This window comes from Paenibacillus sp. RUD330 (assembly GCF_002243345.2).
GTDB lineage: Bacteria > Bacillota > Bacilli > Paenibacillales > Paenibacillaceae > Paenibacillus_O.
This window is the reverse complement of the sequence record NZ_CP022655.2, coordinates 4,325,782-4,343,631: the sequence shown is the minus strand read 5'-3', so window position 1 is coordinate 4,343,631 and position 17,850 is coordinate 4,325,782. Positions and strand designations below refer to the sequence as shown.

16 protein-coding genes, 5 tRNA genes and 1 pseudogene are annotated in these 17,850 nt (G+C 60.6%); 16 read left to right on the top strand and 6 right to left on the bottom strand.

Annotation, left to right across the window (positions count from 1 at the left end; genetic code table 11):
* Positions 1-42: 42 nt before the first annotated feature.
* The 5 genes from CIC07_RS19955 (at position 43) to CIC07_RS19935 (ending at position 7,716) form a co-directional block, all read left to right on the top strand.
* Positions 43-1,254, top strand: coding sequence for a class I SAM-dependent methyltransferase (locus CIC07_RS19955; protein ID WP_083687859.1), 1,212 nt, complete (start codon positions 43-45; stop codon positions 1,252-1,254).
* Positions 1,255-1,483: 229 nt separating this feature from the next.
* Positions 1,484-3,091 carry a histidine kinase N-terminal 7TM domain-containing diguanylate cyclase gene (locus CIC07_RS19950; RefSeq protein ID WP_234992856.1) on the top strand — a complete coding sequence of 536 codons (1,608 nt, stop codon included), beginning with the start codon at positions 1,484-1,486 and terminating at the stop codon, positions 3,089-3,091.
* Between the two features lie 133 nt (positions 3,092-3,224).
* Positions 3,225-4,307 (top strand): HD-GYP domain-containing protein, encoded by a 1,083-nt coding sequence (locus CIC07_RS19945; RefSeq protein ID WP_076353572.1) that lies wholly within the window; start codon positions 3,225-3,227, stop codon positions 4,305-4,307.
* Positions 4,308-4,347: 40 nt separating this feature from the next.
* Positions 4,348-5,235 (top strand): hypothetical protein, encoded by an 888-nt coding sequence (locus CIC07_RS19940; protein ID WP_076353574.1) that lies wholly within the window; start codon positions 4,348-4,350, stop codon positions 5,233-5,235.
* 219 nt (positions 5,236-5,454) lie between these two features.
* Positions 5,455-7,716: an O-antigen ligase family protein gene (locus tag CIC07_RS19935; RefSeq protein WP_165895354.1), complete on the top strand. Its 2,262-nt coding sequence runs from the start codon at positions 5,455-5,457 to the stop codon at positions 7,714-7,716.
* A 216-nt stretch (positions 7,717-7,932) separates the two neighbouring features.
* Here CIC07_RS19935 and CIC07_RS19930 read toward each other — a convergent pair whose 3' ends face one another.
* Positions 7,933-8,247, bottom strand: a complete 315-nt coding sequence (locus CIC07_RS19930) for a dehydrogenase (protein ID WP_076353578.1) — start codon at positions 8,245-8,247, stop codon at positions 7,933-7,935.
* A 199-nt stretch (positions 8,248-8,446) separates the two neighbouring features.
* Positions 8,447-8,902: a cupredoxin domain-containing protein gene (locus CIC07_RS19925; protein ID WP_076353580.1), complete on the bottom strand. Its 456-nt coding sequence runs from the start codon at positions 8,900-8,902 to the stop codon at positions 8,447-8,449.
* Positions 8,903-9,067: 165 nt separating this feature from the next.
* Between CIC07_RS19925 and uptA the strand changes: the two genes are divergently transcribed.
* The 4 genes from uptA to CIC07_RS19905 all read left to right on the top strand — a co-directional run bounded on the left by uptA (position 9,068) and on the right by CIC07_RS19905 (position 13,342).
* Positions 9,068-9,676 carry an undecaprenyl phosphate transporter UptA gene (gene uptA / locus CIC07_RS19920; RefSeq protein ID WP_076353582.1) on the top strand — a complete coding sequence of 203 codons (609 nt, stop codon included), beginning with the start codon at positions 9,068-9,070 and terminating at the stop codon, positions 9,674-9,676.
* An 88-nt stretch (positions 9,677-9,764) separates the two neighbouring features.
* Complete coding sequence (locus tag CIC07_RS19915; RefSeq protein ID WP_076353584.1) at positions 9,765-10,331, top strand: thioredoxin family protein; 567 nt, start codon at positions 9,765-9,767, stop codon at positions 10,329-10,331.
* Between the two features lie 8 nt (positions 10,332-10,339).
* Positions 10,340-10,975, top strand: a complete 636-nt coding sequence (locus CIC07_RS19910; RefSeq protein ID WP_076356726.1) for an MBL fold metallo-hydrolase — start codon at positions 10,340-10,342, stop codon at positions 10,973-10,975.
* 183 nt (positions 10,976-11,158) lie between these two features.
* Complete coding sequence (locus tag CIC07_RS19905) at positions 11,159-13,342, top strand: Tex family protein (protein ID WP_076356728.1); 2,184 nt, start codon at positions 11,159-11,161, stop codon at positions 13,340-13,342.
* A 281-nt stretch (positions 13,343-13,623) separates the two neighbouring features.
* On the opposite strand, the gene cmpA is transcribed toward CIC07_RS19905, so the two are convergent.
* On the bottom strand, positions 13,624-13,758 hold the full coding sequence (cmpA, locus tag CIC07_RS19900; RefSeq protein ID WP_094248199.1) for a cortex morphogenetic protein CmpA: 135 nt from the start codon (positions 13,756-13,758) through the stop codon (positions 13,624-13,626).
* Positions 13,759-13,873: 115 nt separating this feature from the next.
* Positions 13,874-14,227 carry a hydrolase/acyltransferase gene (locus CIC07_RS19895; RefSeq protein WP_076353586.1) on the bottom strand — a complete coding sequence of 118 codons (354 nt, stop codon included), beginning with the start codon at positions 14,225-14,227 and terminating at the stop codon, positions 13,874-13,876.
* A gap of 104 nt (positions 14,228-14,331) precedes the next feature.
* On the opposite strand from CIC07_RS19895, the gene CIC07_RS19890 reads away from it, so the two are divergent.
* From CIC07_RS19890 to CIC07_RS19865, 6 genes are all read left to right on the top strand, one after another.
* The gene (locus tag CIC07_RS19890) at positions 14,332-14,811 is read left to right on the top strand and encodes a SprT family protein (protein ID WP_076353588.1); all 480 of its coding nucleotides are present in this window, start codon (positions 14,332-14,334) and stop codon (positions 14,809-14,811) included.
* Positions 14,812-14,844: 33 nt separating this feature from the next.
* Positions 14,845-14,920, top strand: a tRNA-Asn gene (locus tag CIC07_RS19885).
* 3 nt (positions 14,921-14,923) lie between these two features.
* Positions 14,924-15,014, top strand: a tRNA-Ser gene (locus CIC07_RS19880).
* A 182-nt stretch (positions 15,015-15,196) separates the two neighbouring features.
* Positions 15,197-15,271: transfer RNA gene (locus tag CIC07_RS19875), tRNA-Glu, on the top strand.
* Between the two features lie 5 nt (positions 15,272-15,276).
* Positions 15,277-15,352 (top strand) — tRNA-Lys (locus tag CIC07_RS19870).
* A gap of 27 nt (positions 15,353-15,379) precedes the next feature.
* Positions 15,380-15,465, top strand: a tRNA-Leu gene (locus CIC07_RS19865).
* A gap of 200 nt (positions 15,466-15,665) precedes the next feature.
* Here the strand turns inward: CIC07_RS19865 and CIC07_RS25510 are convergent.
* The gene (locus tag CIC07_RS25510; RefSeq protein ID WP_076356730.1) at positions 15,666-16,094 is read right to left on the bottom strand and encodes a DUF4183 domain-containing protein; all 429 of its coding nucleotides are present in this window, start codon (positions 16,092-16,094) and stop codon (positions 15,666-15,668) included.
* A 198-nt stretch (positions 16,095-16,292) separates the two neighbouring features.
* Positions 16,293-16,562 (bottom strand): annotated as a pseudogene (locus CIC07_RS25885) (hypothetical protein); the annotation flags it as partial.
* A 321-nt stretch (positions 16,563-16,883) separates the two neighbouring features.
* On the opposite strand from CIC07_RS25885, the gene CIC07_RS19855 reads away from it, so the two are divergent.
* Positions 16,884-17,834 carry an ABC transporter permease gene (locus CIC07_RS19855; protein ID WP_076353590.1) on the top strand — a complete coding sequence of 317 codons (951 nt, stop codon included), beginning with the start codon at positions 16,884-16,886 and terminating at the stop codon, positions 17,832-17,834.
* Positions 17,835-17,850: the final 16 nt, after the last annotated feature.

Here is a 17,850-nt window from a genome sequence, read left to right as displayed (position 1 = left end):
GCCCCGCTTGGCGGAACGATTGAAGAAGGAGTTATGGATGACATGAACAAGCAAGAGGAAACGGCCGCCTGGGAGCGGACGATAGCCGAAGCCGCCGAGAGTGGGGAGCTTCTGCAAGCTTCGATGAGCGGTTTGCGCAAAATCACGGACGAGGCCGCGCCGCGAACGGTGGTCCGGCCGGTCAAGCTGAAGTCGGGCTTCCGCTACCAGTTCGAGAGCCATCACAAGACCAAGGTGCTTCACGAGAATCTCGACCCGGAGGCCGCAGCCGCGCGCATCGTCCTGCTCATGAAGGAGCATTACCGCCAGGCGGTCTTCAAGACGCCGGAGGCCGATCTTCAGCTTCTGCTGAGCAAGAAGGGCAAAGCGGCGCTGCTCCGAAAGCCGGCGACCGCGAAGACGCCGGAGGGCGGGCCTGCTTCCCATGACCGCGCAAAGAAGCGGGTGCTGGAAGGCTCAGCGCCGGCGCCGTTCCTGGTCGAGCTCGGCATCATGACGGCCGAGGGCCGGGTGAAGGCGGACAAGCAGGACAAATATCGCCAAATCAACCGTTTCCTTGAAATGGTGAACGATGTGGCCGACCAGCTGCCGGAAGGCCGGGAGCTGAAGATCGTCGACTTCGGCTGCGGCAAGTCCTATCTCACCTTTGCCTTGTACCATCTGCTCGCGATCGAGCAGAAGCGCTCCATTTCCGTCATCGGGCTGGATCTCAAGGAGGATGTCATCGCCTTCTGCTCCTCGCTTGCGGACAGGCTCGGCTATGAGTCGCTCCGCTTCCAGGTGGGAGACATCGGCCGCTTCGGCGAGCTGTCGGCCGCGGACATGGTCGTCACGCTGCATGCCTGCGACACGGCTACCGATGCGGCGCTGGCCAAGGCGGTCGGCTGGGACGCCTCCGTCATCCTGTCGGTGCCATGCTGCCAGCACGAGGCATTCGGCCAAATACGCAGCGAGGAGCTGGCTCCGCTACTGGGCCATGGCCTGCTGAAGGAACGGTTCGCGGCGCTGGCGACGGATGCGGCCCGGACGGCGCTGCTGGAAGCGGCAGGCTATCGGACCCAGGTGCTGGAGTTCATCGACCCCGAGCATACGCCCAAAAACCTGATGATCCGCGCGGTCCGCAGAAACGGCTCGCCAAGCGGCAGGCTCGAGAAGGAGAAGCTGCTGGAGTACCGCCGCTATCGGGACAGCCTCAATCTGGATCCGGCTCTCGAACGGGAGCTTGCGGCCGCGGGAAGGCTTCCTTCGCTGTAGATCCTTTCTTTGCTATTATCGATATGTTCAGAGAGCCCTGTTCCTTTATCGAAACAGGGCTCTCTGTCGCGCTTAATTGAGGGTGGCGGACCCTGCCGCCTGTGATATAATGGAAGACAATGGATTTTTAAGCGAATGGGTGAAGCAATTGGAATCATGGATATGGGCTGATTTCAGTTTGTTCGTGTTTATGCTTGGCCTATTTTTCTATCTCTTTCTCCATAACCCTATGACGCGACTGCATAAGGTATATTTGCTCTTCCACTTCTGCATGATGCTCTGGCCGCTGACCCAATTCGCAGCCAAGACGACGGACAATCCCCATTTCCAGCTGTTCTACATTTCGGCTTCCTTCTCGTCCCTTGCGCTGCAGGGAGCTGGCTGGCTCGTGCTCACCTTCTTCCTTACAGGCCAATCGTATCTGCTTACCCGCCGGGCATCGGCAGCGCTGGCTATTCCCGTCGCCCTGACGGTGATCGGCATACTGGCCAATCCGAGGGGGATATTCGTCCGGACAAGCGGAGACGTATGGTCGCAGAGGGAGTACGGCCCCATTTTCTGGATCCTGTTCGCCGAGATTGTCCTGCTCTGCCTTCTGTCCATGATCTGTATCGTGAAAGCGCTGCGACGGGGGGTGACTCCCAGGCACCGCAGCCAGGTGGGGATGGCGCTCAAAGGGCTGCTGCTCTTCCTCGCCTTCGGCTGGGCCGATCTTCTCGTGAATGTCGCGTTCAACGATTATTTCCCCGATATTCCCGGCATCACCTCGCTTGGTCTCGCTCTTTCGGCCCTCTACTTCACCATGTCGATCCAACGCTACCGCGTATTCGATATCGTGCGGATCGCGCAGAAAGATATCTCGGATTCGCTTGCAGCCGGCCTGGTCGTCATCGATGCGCATGACGTGGTGCTGGAATGCAACCGCTCGCTGGAATCGTATCTGCCGGCGAAGACGGGGGACCGGGTCGATCTGGCGGCATTCCTTCGGGAATGCGGTACGAACACGGCGGATACGGAAGCCTTCATGGCCAAATATGGATCCGTCATACCGGAGCGGGTGCAGATGGAGCTGGCCATTCCAGGACCGGATGCCGTCGGCATGAGGCATGTCCTTCTGGACGCTTCCCCCATCCTCTCCGGGACGAAAGAGCTTCTCGGCAGGGTGATCTCCATGCAGGATGTGACGGAGATCCGCTATTTGGTGGAAGAAAAGAACCGTCAGAACGAGATGCTGCAGCTCCGCAACAGGGAGCTCGTCCAAATTCAGGAGGAGCTGTTCAAGGCGAACCTGAAGCTGGAGCAGATGGCGACGACCGACAGCCTGACCGGCTGCTACAACAGGCGCTTCCTGATGCAGCGGCTGGAGCATGAGATGGCGGCCAACATCCGCTACCATATTCCTTTCGCCGTCATCATGTTCGATATCGACCTGTTCAAGCAGATCAACGACAGCTACGGCCATCTGATCGGGGATGAGGTGCTGTTCGGCACGGCGGAGGCGGTGAAGGGCATCCTGCGCAGATCCGATCTTCTGGCCCGCTATGGAGGGGAGGAATTCGCCATCTACTTGCCCCACACGAACCGGCAGCAGGCGGAGAAGCTGGCCGAACGGCTCAAGGAGACGGTGGAGAGCAACCGCATCGTGACGGGAACATCGGGACTTTCCATATCGATCACGATCAGTGTCGGCGTGTTGTCCGTCGAGGGCCGCCAGACTCCCTCGGAAGCGAGGGAATCCACGGCCTACATCCGGCATTTGTTCGAGCAGGCGGATGCGGCTCTGTACGAGGCCAAGAACAACGGGCGCAATTGCATCGTGGGCCGCAAGCTCGCTTGACGCCCTTATGGGACAGATGACCCCCTTAAAGGCATGACACGACCGCGAATATTCTGATAGAATAGAACCAATTCCTGCAAGTTCGATTTTAGCTGCAAGAAGGCATGATATTCTAAAAGCGGAGCCGTAAGTCATGAGAAAAGTACTAGTTAGCAGCGTAAAGCCGGGCGCAAAGCTCGCAAGGCCTATCTTTCGCGAGGACGGCAACATCCTGCTCGGAGCGGGCATGGAGCTCAGCAGCCGGTATATCCAGCGATTGACCGAGCTTGGCATCGACATCATATTCGTGGAGGATGCGCTTACCGAGGGCATCGAGCCGAGCGAGACGATCCGGGACAGCACCAGGCGCAAAGCGGCGGAAGCGATGCATAAGCTGATGACGGTCCAGATCAGCCAGCCGCAAGCGAGGGGCAGAGCCGCGCTTCCGGAGATGGGCAGGACGTTCCGAACCGTCTTCGGCGATATCATGAACGATGTCCTGACCCGGGAGGACGTATTCGTCGAGCTCGGACAAATTCATACCCACGATTCCTATCTGTTCCAGCATTCCATCAATGTGGCCGTGCTGGCGGGCATTATCGGCATCGCCAAAGGGTTCAACCGCAACCAGCTCGAGGAGCTCGGCATCGGGGCGCTTCTGTTCGACATCGGCATGACCCGCGTACCGAAGACGCTGCTGCAGAAGCCGGGGCCTCTGACGGCGGAGGAACGGAAGATCGTCGAGAACCATACCGTGGAAGGCTTCGATCTTCTCCGCAAGCAGCATGACGTCTCCCTGCTCTCCGCGCACTGCGCTCTTCAGCATCATGAACGTTATGACGGGAGCGGTTATCCCCGCGGGATCAAGAAAGACGAGATCCACATCTACGCCCAGATCGTCGGCATCGCCGATGTGTTCGATGCGCTGACCGCGTCACGGCCATACCGCAAAAGATACACGCCCTCCGAGGCGATCGAATTTTTATTCGCTTCCGGCAACACCTACTTCGATCTTGATCTGGTCCGGCTGTTCTGCAATCATATTTCCATGTATCCCGTCTCCACGACGGTGGAGCTGAACACGGGGCAGATCGGCGTCGTCTCCAAAAACTTCCAGGTCGCCGTGCATCGTCCGATTCTTCGCGTCATCAAGGAAGCAGACGGCTCGGAGCCGTCCGTACCGTACGACATCGACCTGCGGACCGAGCTGCATCTGACCATAATCCGGGAAGTTTAGTTTTTGCCAAGGCACCCTACAGGCTCAGGAGGAATGTTCCATGATGCAAATGCCGGAATCATCGCCGACCCCTCAAGTAGAGTCGGGTCAGCAGTCTGGAGACGACAGCACCTGGCTGGAGCAGACATTGATCCCTTCGCTTCTGCTCGGCAGCCGGACGATCGTCGAGCAAGACGGCTTAATCGAGGAAGGAACGCTTACCTTGATGGAGGGCGACCTCATCGAGGTCGGAGTTGCCAAGCCCCAGCTGTTTCTGCTGGGCAAATCCGTCTGGCTCACCGTAGAGTCGGTTTCCGGGATGTACCGGATGCCTTCGCGGGTGATCGGACGCAGGGACGGTTCCCTCGCCTTGCTGTTTCCTTACGAGCGCTATCTGCTTCCGGAAGAGAAGAGGATCCATCCCCGGATCGAAGTGAACTGCGCCGGCCGTCTGCTCGTCGGAGACCGGAGCGCGAACCGCAAGCCGACCCGCACGGATCTGCTCCGCTTCCAATGGTCGGATGAGCTCCGCCACAACGGGCTCGACGAGGCGCTGCTGCAGAAGCTGGAGAAGCTGATGGACGAGGAGGATCTTTCCCATCTGGAGCAGCAGGACGAGCTTCGCCGCAAGAAGGCGGCGCTGGCCGAAATCACGGTATGCAACATCAGCCTGGAGGGCGTCGGATTCAGGGCGTCGAAGGAGATCGATCTGCCCTGCTCCGGCGAAGTGGAGGCCGTCCTTGACCTCGGATTCGAGCTTCATTGCCGGCTTGAGGTGTTGTGGCGGCAGGACGCCGCTGGCGCGCCATCCTATGGAGCGAGATTGGGAGCGCTGGAGCCCGAAGCGGCCCGTCAGCTCCGCGCTTTCATCGTCCATGAGCAGATGAAGCAATATTATTTGGCCCGCAGAGCCGGACGGCAAGGTTCGGAGGATGGGGCTATCGAATAGGAATCGCCCGAGATCGTCCCGGCCGCTGCGCTTGCAGCGGCCGGGACGATCTTTTTGATCCGAAAGCCTGCTCTGCAGGCTTTTTTTGTGTTTTGGCAGAGAAGAAGGCCATAGACAAGCGCAGCTGTTTTTTGAATGAGAGGGTCGATGGAGATGACCTGAAAATAAGTATGGAGGCCGGGATAGCGGCAACAATGGGAGTAGAAGGGGGGCTGCCGCATGCATTTGGAACCCGGAAAAAACGTGCAGGAATCGGAGGAGACACCTGCATGGAAAAGAGGCAGGAATACGCCTTGGCGCATCCGGATGAACGGGACAGCCTTGCGCGGAGTCGCGGCGGCAGCGGCTTGCGCAGCGCTGCTTGTCTGGATGATGAGCCGGGCGGGAATGTATTTCGACGAGCGCTATTACGGCCTGCAAACGATGCTTTGCCTGGCGGCGGCTTGTCTCCTCGGGGCAGGAATGAGGCGGGGAACGCAGGAAGAGAGGCGGACGGAGGCGAATCGGGGAGCGGGCAGGATGAAGTGGCTGCTGACGGCGGCCTGCCTCCTTGCAACGGCGTTGTCGGCGCTTTGCGTTGTCGGACTGGCCTTCTCGCCTGTTTCGGTGCGCGGCAGCCTGAACGAAGCGCTCCGCTGGAGCGCGCTGGCCGCCCTGATCGTGCTGCTGCGGGCTCGTCCGGCCGGAAGCCGCAGCCTGGCGGGCGGCATTCAGCTGTTCGCAGCCGCCGCTGTGGCCGTCTCTGCAGCCGCGTGGTTCGGCTGGCTTCGCGGTACCGATTATATGTTGTTCACGTCGGATGAACGGCTGTCCGCATCGGGCATGAGACTGGCGGGCTGGCTGCAGTACAGCAATTCCCTCGGTGCTTTCATGGCGGCGCTCCTTGTATTTCAGTGGAAGCTTCTCTCCGCCGGCAATCGCATGCTCCGCTGGAGCGCTGCGCTACTCGCCGCTCCTTGTTTTGCCGTGCTGGTGCTGACGGAGTCGCGCGGCTCATGGGCAGCTGCCGGAGCCGGGCTGCTGCTCGGGCTGCTGTTATGTCCAAGAAACATCCGACTGCGATGGCTGGTGTCGGCCGCCGGGACTTTGGGCGGGGGAGCGGCGCTGACGGGAATGGCCTACCGTCTCGGGCCAGCCGCTTGGGGCATGCCCTCCGCCGAAGCGAGGCTGAGCGAGACGTGGGCTTGGGCCGCTGCTCCGGCCGTGCTGGCTGTGGGCGCATTATTCCTGCTGCAGCTGGTCTCCAGGTGCCGGAGAGAGGAGGCGTCCGATCCTATTTCCGAACCTCCGGCTGAAAAACGATCCGGATCCCCCATCAAAGCTGCTTCAAGCCGGGGGAAGCGAGGCTGGAGGAGCCGGCTTTCGACGAAACCTTTGCTTTGGAGGCTGCTTGCGTCGGGAGGCTTCCTGTTGGCGGCAGCGCTGCTGTGGCTGCCGTTGAGTCCTGTCCATCGGGCGGCCGCTTCGCATGAGACGGGGGCATCGCGGCTGATGTATTACGTGGACGCTCTAAGCATCGCGGCGAAAGCTCCTTTTCTAGGGACGGGAGGGGACTCCTGGCGGAGCCTCTATCGTTCGGTGCAGCGGGTCCCGTATACGGGAAGCGAAGTCCACAGCGGCTACATCGACCAGCTTGTGGATCATGGAGCCGCAGGCCTGCTTCTGATGCTGCTGTTCGCCGCCGTCTTGCTGGCATTGGCCGCTTCGGGAAGAAAGGATGGAGCCGCAGCGCCTGCGGTACTGCTTCTGCATGCCGCGGTGGACATCGATATGTCGTACGGGCTGTTCTGGATGTTCCTTGTTTTCCTGGCTGCCGGAAGCGTCTCGATGGAGGCGGGAGGAGACGGGGGAGAAAAGGTTCGGCGAGAGCGCCATGTCTCTGCCACGCCGGCAAAAGAGAGAGGGGCGCCGATTGTCAGGCGGCGCAAAATGCCAGCCATCGCGCGCCGTGCCGCGCTGCTGCTGTTCGCCTGCTGGCTCGCGGCCGCGGCCGCCGCCAGCCAGCCGGCCGCGCCGCGCGGCTGCGCGAAGCCGCCTCCGGCGCGGCCGGCGCCGCGCGCTTCGCGCTGCTGCGCGCGGCGGTCGAGGCGGACCCGGCATGGACCCGGGTCCGCCTCGACCTGGCGCCTCTCCTCCCGCCTCGCGGGAGGACGGCGCTGCTGGCGGACGGACTGCGCTATGAGCCGCAGTCCGCTCCGCTGCAGTGGGAGCTCGGCATGGCTTATGCCGAGCTCGGGGATGCGCCGCGCGCGGAAGCGCGGCTGCGCGCGGCGCTGCGCCTGGACAAGTGGAACGCGTCCAGGCAGGCGGCCGTGCCGGAGCTGCTGCTCGAGCTGGCGCGGCTGCAGCTCCGGCAAGGAAAGGCTGCGCTGGCCCGAGGCACGGCCAGGCGGGCGCTCGGGCTGTATGCGGACTATGCAAAGCTTGTCCGGCTGGCGCCGCTCCCCGGGACGCCGGCGAATAGCCGCGGCTTCCGCATGATGCCGGAAGCTGCGGCTGCTGCCGCTTCGCTCGCGGAGCTGCTGGACGGCATGCCGGTGGCAGCCATTCCGTAGTCCGTTGCCTCGTTCCTCAGCGCGGGCAGCCATTCCGTAGTCCGTTGCCTCGTTCCTCAACGCGGGCAGCCATTCCGTAGTCCGTTGCCTCGTTCTTCAGCGCGGGCCGCCGCAGCATTCGGGCCGCGGCTTGAATGCTGCTTCAGCCGCCAAAGGCATCGCGGAATGCCGTCTTCAGCTTTTCCGGTTCGGCCTGCCACAGCTCGGCGATTTCGGCGGCGACGTTGTCGTCCCACCAGTCGCACAGCTTTTTGCGGTTGTCGCGGTTCTCGTGGACGAACACGAGATTGAGATAGACCTTGCGCGTGTACAGCTTTTCCGCCTGCTCCATCTGCTCCTTGGAAATGTACCCTTTCAGGCGCTTGGCGGTCCGGTACAGCTCATTGCTGCAGGCGCGCCGGATTTTGCGGGCGGTAGGGAGCTCACGCTGATGCTTGTTGCTCGGCATGCCGTTCATCGAGCCCACTCCTTTCCCCACAATATATGTTCGGGCAGGCAGGATGTGCAGGCCGACGCTTTGCTGCAGCTGCCGCTTCGGTTCCGGCTTGGGGCGGCGATACGCCTTCGGACTTCATGAAAAAAAGCTGCTTCCCCCGAAAGGGAACGCAGCTTTTTCGGCCTTCCAATCGTTTCAAGCATGCCCGGCCACGGTCGGCCTACTGGACGTGGATGTATCCGACCATCGGTCCGCCGTGCTTGAGGTCCGTGTGGGTCATGCAGATGATGGGGTAGGTGCCGGCTTTTTCCGGCGTGAAGCTGACTTCCGTCACCGCCCCTTTTTTGACCTCTCCTTTTACGCCGAGCCCTTCAATGACGAACGGGTGGCTGGCGCCGTTGACGCCGGTGATGCGCAGCGTGACCTGCTCGCCTTTCTTCACCGTGAGGAAGCTGGGGCTCCATTGGTACACTTCGATTTCCTTGCCGTCTGCCGTCTGGCTTCTGAACTCGCCGGTGACCATCTCGAACACTTGCGGATTCGCCGCTGCCGTCGCCGAAGCCGCTTCGCCGGAAACGCTCGGATACAGCCTCCAGCAGGCGACGGCAAGAATGGCGATCGTGAGCGCGAGAGCCGCGAGCCGGAGCTGTTTTCTCGTTACGATAATGGCGTTCATTGCGGTCCACCCCTTCTTGTCCATGTCATCAGCATATTCTATGCATCCGATTGGGCCGCCATGACCGTTTGTCCTATGGCACCATTTGGGAAGCCTATGATAGAATTACCGGGACAAACACCGGTGGCGAAAGCATCGCCGAATTATGAGATTGGAGTGGAATGCATGCACTTGTTTCACGAACTCGTCACTTATTTGCTCGGCATCGTAGAGAAGCTCGGGTATTTCGGCATCATCCTGGGTCTGGCCATGGAAGTGATTCCGAGCGAAATCGTGCTCGGTTATGCCGGCTATATGGTATCCACAGGCAGCATGACCTTCTGGGGAGCGGTTCTTTGCGGGACGATAGGCGCGATCCTGCAGCAATGGATCCTGTACGCGATCGGCTTGTACGGGGGACGTCCGTTTCTGGACAAATACGGAAAATACATCAAGATCAAGCCGAAGCACATCGATATCGCCGAAGGCTGGTTCCAGCGCTACGGTCCGGGCATGGTGTTCACCGCCCGCTTCGTTCCGGTGATGCGCCAGGTCATCTCCATTCCTGCGGGAATGGCCCGCATGCCGCTGTCCACCTTCACGCTGCTGACGGCGATCGCCTCGCTTCCGTGGTCGATCCTGTTCGTCTACATCGGCCGCAGCCTGGGCAGCAACTGGGAGCAGATCAAGGACAAGGCGGCTCCTTACACGATGCCGGCCATTCTGGTCGCCGCCGCGGTGCTGATCATGTACGTGCTGTTCAAATACTTGCGCTCCCGCGGCCGCACGGTCTGATTGTGGCGCAGTCCGGACCTTTGGTACAATGGATGGAAATGAGCCCGAAGCCGCCGCCGGCGGCAAGGAGACAAGGAGTGGACCACCTATGGCCAAGCAAATAGCCGACAAGCTGTCGAAGGGAATCACGCCGCAGCAGTTCCGTGAAGGCATGACGAAAAACAAGGAAGCTTTCGAATCCTGGTACGACCGCTTCGAATGGGAAAGCGAGGACGACCGCGAGTTTTTCGAATCGCTGAACAACCGAGACGATCTGCGCGTGCTGATCCTGATGGCGGATTGGTGCGGCGACGTCGTGCGCAACGTTCCGGCCGTGCTTCGCGCGCTGGAGAACAGCGGCGTGCCCGTCGAAGTGCTGATCATGGAAGAGCATCTCGATACGATGGATCAATTCCTCACCATGGGAGGGCGCTCGGTGCCGATCGTCATCGTCGCCGACACCGGCGGCCATGTGCTCGGGCAATGGGGCCCGCGCCCCGCGCGCATCCAGGAGCCGATGGTCCGGTTCAAGCAGGAGAACACCGACCGCGAAGCGCCTGATTACCAGGATAACCTGGCCGAGACGCGCAAGGAGATCATGCGCCGCTACGGTGAGGACGCCGCCTATCAAAAAGAAGTCGTTCGCGAGCTGCGCGAGCTGTTCTCGTCGATCTGATGGGCACGATGAAGATCGAGAAGTTCGTGCTCGGCCCCATCCAGACGAACTGTTATCTGTTGATCAACGAAGAGAGCGGCCAGGCGGTCGTCATCGATCCCGGCATGGAGCCGAAGCGCCTCGTGGAGCGCATCCGCAGCGGAGGCTTCAAGCTGGAGGCGATCCTCCTGACCCATGCCCATCTGGACCATATGGGCGGCGTGGACGAGGTTCGCAAGGCATTCGGATGCCCGGTCTACATCCATGATCTGGAGGCGGATTGGCTGACCGATCCCGCGAAGAACGGATCCCTGCGATGGAGCCATATGACGCCGCCGCTCGTGACCGACCCGGCCGAATACGCCCTCGACGAGGGCATGAAGCTGGAGCTGGCGGGATTCCGCTTCCGCGTCCTGCACACTCCGGGCCATAGCCCCGGAAGCGTCAGCTTCCTGCACGGCTCGGACCTGTTTTCCGGCGACGTGCTGTTCCGGCAATCGATCGGGCGCACGGATCTGCCCGGCGGGCGCGAGGCGGACCTGTACAACTCCATCCGGTCCAAGCTCTATCGCCTCGATCCGCAGGTCAAGGTCCACAACGGCCACGGGCAGGCGACGACAATCGGGCATGAAATGCAGAACAATCCTTATGTACGAATCGGCTGAGAGCGATTGTCCGCTTCCTTCCGCCCGGCTGTTTCCGCGGCAGGGGCGGTTTTTATTTCCTTCGGCAGCTATTGATTCCTATCAAGCAATGGAAAGGCGGCAATCAGATTGGCGGATAGAATCGGCACGGATACGGACGCAAGGCAAGAAGGGGAAGCGCGGGCTGCGCTTTCGCCGGAGGAGATGGCGGCCGAACAGGAGCGCATCGTGAAGGGCGTCGCCCAGGAGCTCGGCCTTCCACTCGGCAAGGTGAAAGCGGCGGTCGGGCTGCTCGACGAAGGCAACACGATTCCTTTCATTGCCCGCTACCGCAAGGAAATGACCGGCGAGCTGGACGAGAACGAGCTGCGCTCCATCGAGGAGAAGCTGAATTACCGCCGCAGCCTGGAAGAACGCAAGCGGGAAGTCCTTCGGCTCATCGGCGAGCAGAGGAAGCTGACACCGGAGCTGGAGAAGGCCGTGCTTGCCTCCATGAAGCTGCAGGAAGTGGAGGATCTGTACCGTCCTTACCGGCAAAAGCGCAAGACGCGCGCTTCCGTCGCGCGCGAGCGAGGACTCGAGCCGCTTGCCCGGTGGCTGCTGTCGCAGCCCCGTCAGGGAGATCCGCTGAAGCAAGCCGAGGCTTGCGTCCATCCGGACAAAGGCGTCGAGACGCCTGCCGATGCCCTCGCTGGAGCTCAGGACATCATTGCGGAGGAGATGGCCGACGAGGCGAGGACACGGGCATGGGTGCGCAAGTTCACGATGGACCAGGGAGCGCTTCGCACCGTCGTTCGGCAAGCCGGCGAGGAATCCGTCTACGAGATGTACTACGACTATCGGGAGCCGCTGCGCAAGCTTCCTCCGCATCGCGTCCTGGCCATCAACCGCGGGGAAAGGGAAGAAGTGCTCCGCGTCAGCCTGGAGGTTCAGGCCGATCGGATCCACGACTACATGATCCGGCACACGCTGCGCCAGGGCACCTCGCCCGGCGTCAAGGAGGCGCTCGTCGCCGCCATCGAGGACGCCTACAAGCGCCTGATCGCTCCTTCCATCGAGCGGGAAGTCCGGTCGGAGCTGACGGACAAGGCGGAAGAGCATGCGATCGGCATCTTCTCCGCCAATTTGCGGAATCTGCTGCTCCAGCCGCCGGTTCCCGGATACGTGGTGCTCGGCGTCGATCCGGCCTATCGGACCGGCTGCAAGCTGGCCGTCGTGGACGAGACCGGCAAGCTGCTTGAAGTCGCCGTCACCTACCCGACTCCTCCGAACAACAAGGTCGCGGATGCGGAACGGATCATCGGCGGACTGATCGACAAATACGGCGTCACTCTCATCGTCATCGGCAACGGCACCGCCTCGAGAGAGACCGAGAGCTTCATCGCCGGCCTCATCAAAAACCGGGCCGCGGCAGGCAAGAAGGGCGCGGAGGCGCTCCAATACATCATTGTCAGCGAGGCCGGCGCAAGCGTCTATTCGGCTTCCAAGCTTGCCGCGGAGGAGTTTCCATCGCTTGACGTGGCGGAGCGCAGCGCGGTCTCCATCGCCCGCCGCCTGCAGGATCCTCTGGCCGAGCTCGTCAAGATCGAGCCGAAGGCGATCGGCGTCGGCCAGTACCAGCATGACGTCAGCCAGAAACGGCTCGGGGAGACGCTCGGCGGCGTCGTGGAATCGGCCGTCAACCATGTCGGAGTGGACGCCAATACCGCTTCGGCATCTCTCTTGTCTTATGTGGCTGGAATCAATGCGACGACCGCCAAGAACATCGTGAAGCATCGCGAGGAGACCGGCAGGTTCGAATCGCGCGCAGAGCTCAAGAAGGTGCCCCGTCTGGGCGCCAAGACGTATGAGCAGTGCATCGGCTTCATCCGCATTCCCGAAGCGGCCAACCCGCTCGACCGGACCCCGATCCATCCCGAATCCTATTCCGTCGTCTCCGGACTGTTCCGGGAGCTCGGAATCAGCATGGACGCCATCGGAACGGACCGTGCGCGGGAGCGGCTCTCGGCGGCGGATGCTTCCTCGCTCGCCGGACGTCTCGGCGTTGGCGAGCCGACCCTGAAGGATATCATCGACAGCCTGATGCGTCCGGGAAGGGATCCACGCGAGGAGCTGCCTGCGCCCGTCTTCTCCAAGGACGTGCTCGCGATCGAGGACCTGCAGGCCGGCATGGAGCTCCAGGGGACGGTGCGCAACGTCATCGACTTCGGCGCCTTCGTGGACATCGGCATCAAGAACGACGGCCTTGTCCACATCTCCCAGATGAGCGACCGCTTCGTCAAGCATCCGATGGATGTCGTGGCGGTCGGCGATGTCGTGACGGTATGGGTGCTGAACGTGGACTTGAAAAAAGGCCGTGTCGGCCTCACGATGCGCTCTCCGGGATAATCGTCCGGCTGGGCGGGCCTGGTCCCGTTGCCGCATGGAGCTGCATCGGCGGCAGCCCGGCTGCCGTCCGTGAAGCCGGCCAAGCCGAACAAGATGTCCTGCGGGCTGCGGGTCCCTTGTTCGGCTATTTGTCCATGGCGGTGATGGAACGGTTCCATTGATGGGGCGCCGGCAGCGTGAAACTCCGCTCCGGCTTCCATCGGCTTGGCAGCAGGCCTCCAGACTAGGGAAAGACAAAGAGGCTTCCCTCCTGCCGGACGGGCAGAAGGGAAGCCTGGGAATCAGACGGTCGTGGCGGAATCGTCGCGCGGCTCTTTGGTGCGATAAATGAACCAGCAGTCGTTCAGGAGCCGGATCTGCCGGAGGTCCTTTTGCTGGAACGCGCGCATCAGTTGGCTGCTCAGCCATTGCGGCATCGCATTTTCCCCCCTCTGCCAGGAATGGTTCGTATAGCATATGGGGGGGACGGACGGAGCGTGCAGGTCCAGCTTGCCGACGAGCCGGCGGCGTCATCCGCCGCAGCGTTCCGTCCTAGTCCTCGTACTCTTCCTCGTACCACTGCTCGAGCTGGGCTTGCAGCGCAACCATCTCCGTCCGCAAGGACTTGATCGGATAGGCCTTCTCCTCGATGGTGCGGAAGCTCTCCACAAGCTCGTTGAGATAGTCGATGCCGGACTGGACCGGCACCGAGCCGTCATGCAGCTCGAGCTCGGAAAATTCGGCGATGCAATGCGGCAGGCTGGGAACGTTGGCGGCCGTAAGCTTGTCCAGCTCCTTGTGGAGGCGGAGGTTGAGGGCGGACAGCTGGTAGGCGTGGGTTGCGGGCATCTCGACGATGGAGAGCTGCTCTCCCTGCCGGAACAACACATATTTCATGGTAGGCATGGCTTGGGTTCTTGCTCCTCTCCCGCCCGCGGAGGGCGGCAATCTACTTGACAGTGTAGCCCAAGGTGGCTTTACAATTCAAGAGGGAGGGATGTCCAGAGGTGATGGAGGATAAGGAGCTGCAGGCATGGGTGGAGTGGGTATCGCTGGAGGCGTTCGGAATTCCGTTCCGGCACCGCGCGACGTTCAACAGAAGGCTGACCTCGACGGGCGGCCGCTACTTCCTGAAGTCGCATAACATCGACATCAGCGCGAAGCAGCTGGAGATCTTCGGCCCCGCGGAAACCGAGAAGATTATCCGGCATGAGCTTTGCCATTATCATTTGCATCTGCTCGGGATGGGATACCGGCATCGGGATGCGGATTTCAAGGAATGGCTCGCTCGTTCGGGCGGATCCAGGCATTGCCGTCCGCTGCCGGGCAGGGAGCAGCGCAAGCCCCTTCCGTTCCGCTACAAGCTCGTCTGCACCGGCTGCCGCATGGAATACAAGCGCAAGCGCAAGGTGGATCCGGCCCGCTACCGATGCGGAAAGTGCAGGGGAAAGCTTGTTTTGACAGCGCTTGACAGCGCCAGCGAGGCATGATAAATTAGATTTTGTTACCGTTTATTTCATTGTTCCCTGATAGCTCAGTTGGTAGAGCACTCGACTGTTAATCGAGTTGTCACAGGTTCGAGTCCTGTTCGGGGAGCCATTCGGAGAGATACCCAAGTGGCTCAAGGGGACCCTCTGCTAAGGGGTTAGACTGCGTAAGTGGTGCGAGGGTTCGAATCCCTCTCTCTCCGCCATTCTTCTTGACAGAATAGACCGTATCCGGTCTTTTTTTGTTTGAAGCGGGGGCAGCCGGCCGGCGAATTTTCCGTCTTTCCGGATCAAAACTTTTTTTGAAAAAGGGCTTGCACGGAATCGTCTCGTATGATATATTCATTCATGTTGTTTGAAAAGTTCTTCCTTGAAGGACAAGCTGCAAGGCCCGTTGGTCAAGGGGTTAAGACACCTCCCTTTCACGGAGGTAACAGGGGTTCGAATCCCCTACGGGTCACCATATTCGAGCCATTAGCTCAGTTGGTAGAGCACCTGACTTTTAATCAGGGTGTCGAAGGTTCGAGTCCTTCATGGCTCACCATTTTTTCCTAGGTTTTCCCCTATACGTGCGGTAGTGGTGGAATGGCAGACACGCTATCTTGAGGGGGTAGTGGGCGTACGCCCGTGGAGGTTCGAGTCCTCTCTACCGCACCATATCGATGACGACGCCTTCCGTTCGCGGAAGGCTTTTTTGCGTTCAAAAGCAACGGTCCAGACTTAAGACAAGGGGTGCCCGGATTTCGAGGGGCACCCCTTTTCCATGCCGGTGAGGGCGGTCCGCCGCCAGTGCGGCCCGTGCAATGGACGTCGCGTGCTGGAAGGGAGGTCAAGCTTGATTTTTTTGCGCGCAGCGATCAGGAGTTGATTGTCGTCGTGACCGTCAGCGTGGGGGTGGAGGTGCTGGTGGAGGTCGTTCCGCCGTAATTGTGGATGGCCAGGTTGACGGGGGTGCCGGGGAGGATATCGGCTGTCGCCAGGACAAGGCCGGTCGGGCTTGGCGTGGACAGCTCGCTTTGCTGCAGGATGCCGTTGACGTATACGTCGAAGGAGCCGCCGGGGGCGATGGCAGGCAAGCTTCCCGCGGGGACGGGATTCCCGCCGTCGTCAAGGAAGCTCGTCGCGGGAATCGTCGTCGTTCCGGCTCCCGCATCGATCATCGGCGCGGTGACGGCGGCATTGAACCGGGTAGCCGCGTCGACGACATTGGTCGACGTGACCGTATCCACGGTGCCGCTCACAACGCTGCTTGCGGCAAAAAAGGCTTTGATCAAGGACGGAGGCATATCGCCTTCATCTCCTTTCCATTGAGATGTGATAGCGTATGAGCGACTTGTCTTCAAGGCAACAGGCATTTGCTCGTGGCGGATCTTTGTCCGGCGCCTTCTTTTGCGCGGCTTCCGGGACAGCAGGAGGCTCACGCTCTCCAGAAGGACAGGGGCTCCTCGGGGAGGAACATCCCGGCTGAGCAGATGCAGGCTGTTGGGCCCGATCCGGTACAAGCATGGCGGCTGGATGGACTGGTTGACATAGAGGTTGTACCAGCTGACCTGGCTGGGGGCGGGAATGCGGCCTGACCCTCCGCGGGCCGGGCCGAAGTCTCTGCAGACGCCGTCGGACAAGCCGTAGAAATAGATCCTGCTGACCTTCAGAATGCAGCTTGGAGAAGCGGGCCGCGGTTTGCGGACGCTTTTCCTTTTTGCCTGCCTGGAGGCATTGCAGTCCTTTTTTCCTCCTCGCTTGCCGGTTCGCATAGCCATCCCACCTCTCCTTAAGCTTATGCCGATGGAGGAGGAGCCGAAACGGCATTCGTCGCGGTAATCCGATCTTCCCTTGCGGAAGGAATGTGAGGTTACTTCCCTTTTCGACAGAAAGGAAGGTAGCCATGTCAGATGAAAACGGAACCACTTTTATTGGATAGCGCATACATTTCTAGAAGGAATTCTAAAACGTGAATATTTCGGTCAATTATGTGATGTAAAATAACATTTCATTGATTTCTATCATATTTCGTTGAATCAACCCATAGAAAAGGCTTCCATCCCGAACGTACAATGGACGCAGGGGGGAACAACATGGCACAACTGGAAGTCGACCTGCACCAACGCCGCAAAGAGCGGCCCGCGATCATTCGCTTTCTGCGCCAGTGGGACCTGCAATTGATGGTCATACCGGCCTTTATCCTCATTGTCATCTTCTTCTATCTTCCGATGTACGGAACCATAACCGCGTTCCAGGACTACAACATCTTCAAGGGCATATCGGGAAGTCCCTGGGTCGGCTTCAAGCACTTCGAGCGTTTCTTCAACGACCCCGTATTCGGCAGGGTGATGCGCAATACGCTCGTCATCAGCTTTCTGAAGCTGTTCATCTGCTTCCCGGCGCCGATTCTGCTCGCGCTCATGCTCAATGAGGTCCGCAGCCGCTACTTCAAGCGGATCGTGCAGACGATCAGCTACCTGCCCCATTTCCTATCCTGGGTCATCGTTTCGGGACTGGCCATGTCCATTCTTTCGACGGAGAACGGAAGCCTCAACATGCTTCTCCAGTCGGTCAATCTGATCGACGAGCCGGTCGGATGGCTCAACATGCCGGAGCATTTCTGGAGCATCCTCATTTCGGCCAATGTCTGGAAGGAAATCGGCTTCGGCTCCATCGTCTATTTGGCGGCGATCGCCGGAGTGGACCCGAGCCTGTACGAAGCCGCCTCCATGGACGGCGCGAGCCGGTTCAAGCAGATGTTCGTCGTCACGCTTCCGACGATCATGCCGGTCATCATCATCTTCTTCATCCTTGCCGTCGGCAACCTGCTTACGGCCGGCTTCGAGGACATCCTCCTGATTGGCAGCGACCCGGTGCTGAGGCCGGTGGCGGATGTGCTGGAAACCTATGTATACAGGATGGGCATCGAATCGCAGCGCTTCTCCTATGCGACCGCCGTCGGACTGTTCAAGGCCGTCGTCAGCGTCTCGCTGCTCACCATAGCCAATCTGCTGGCGCGCCGATCCGGCAACAGCCTGTGGTAGGATGACATCTTGGATC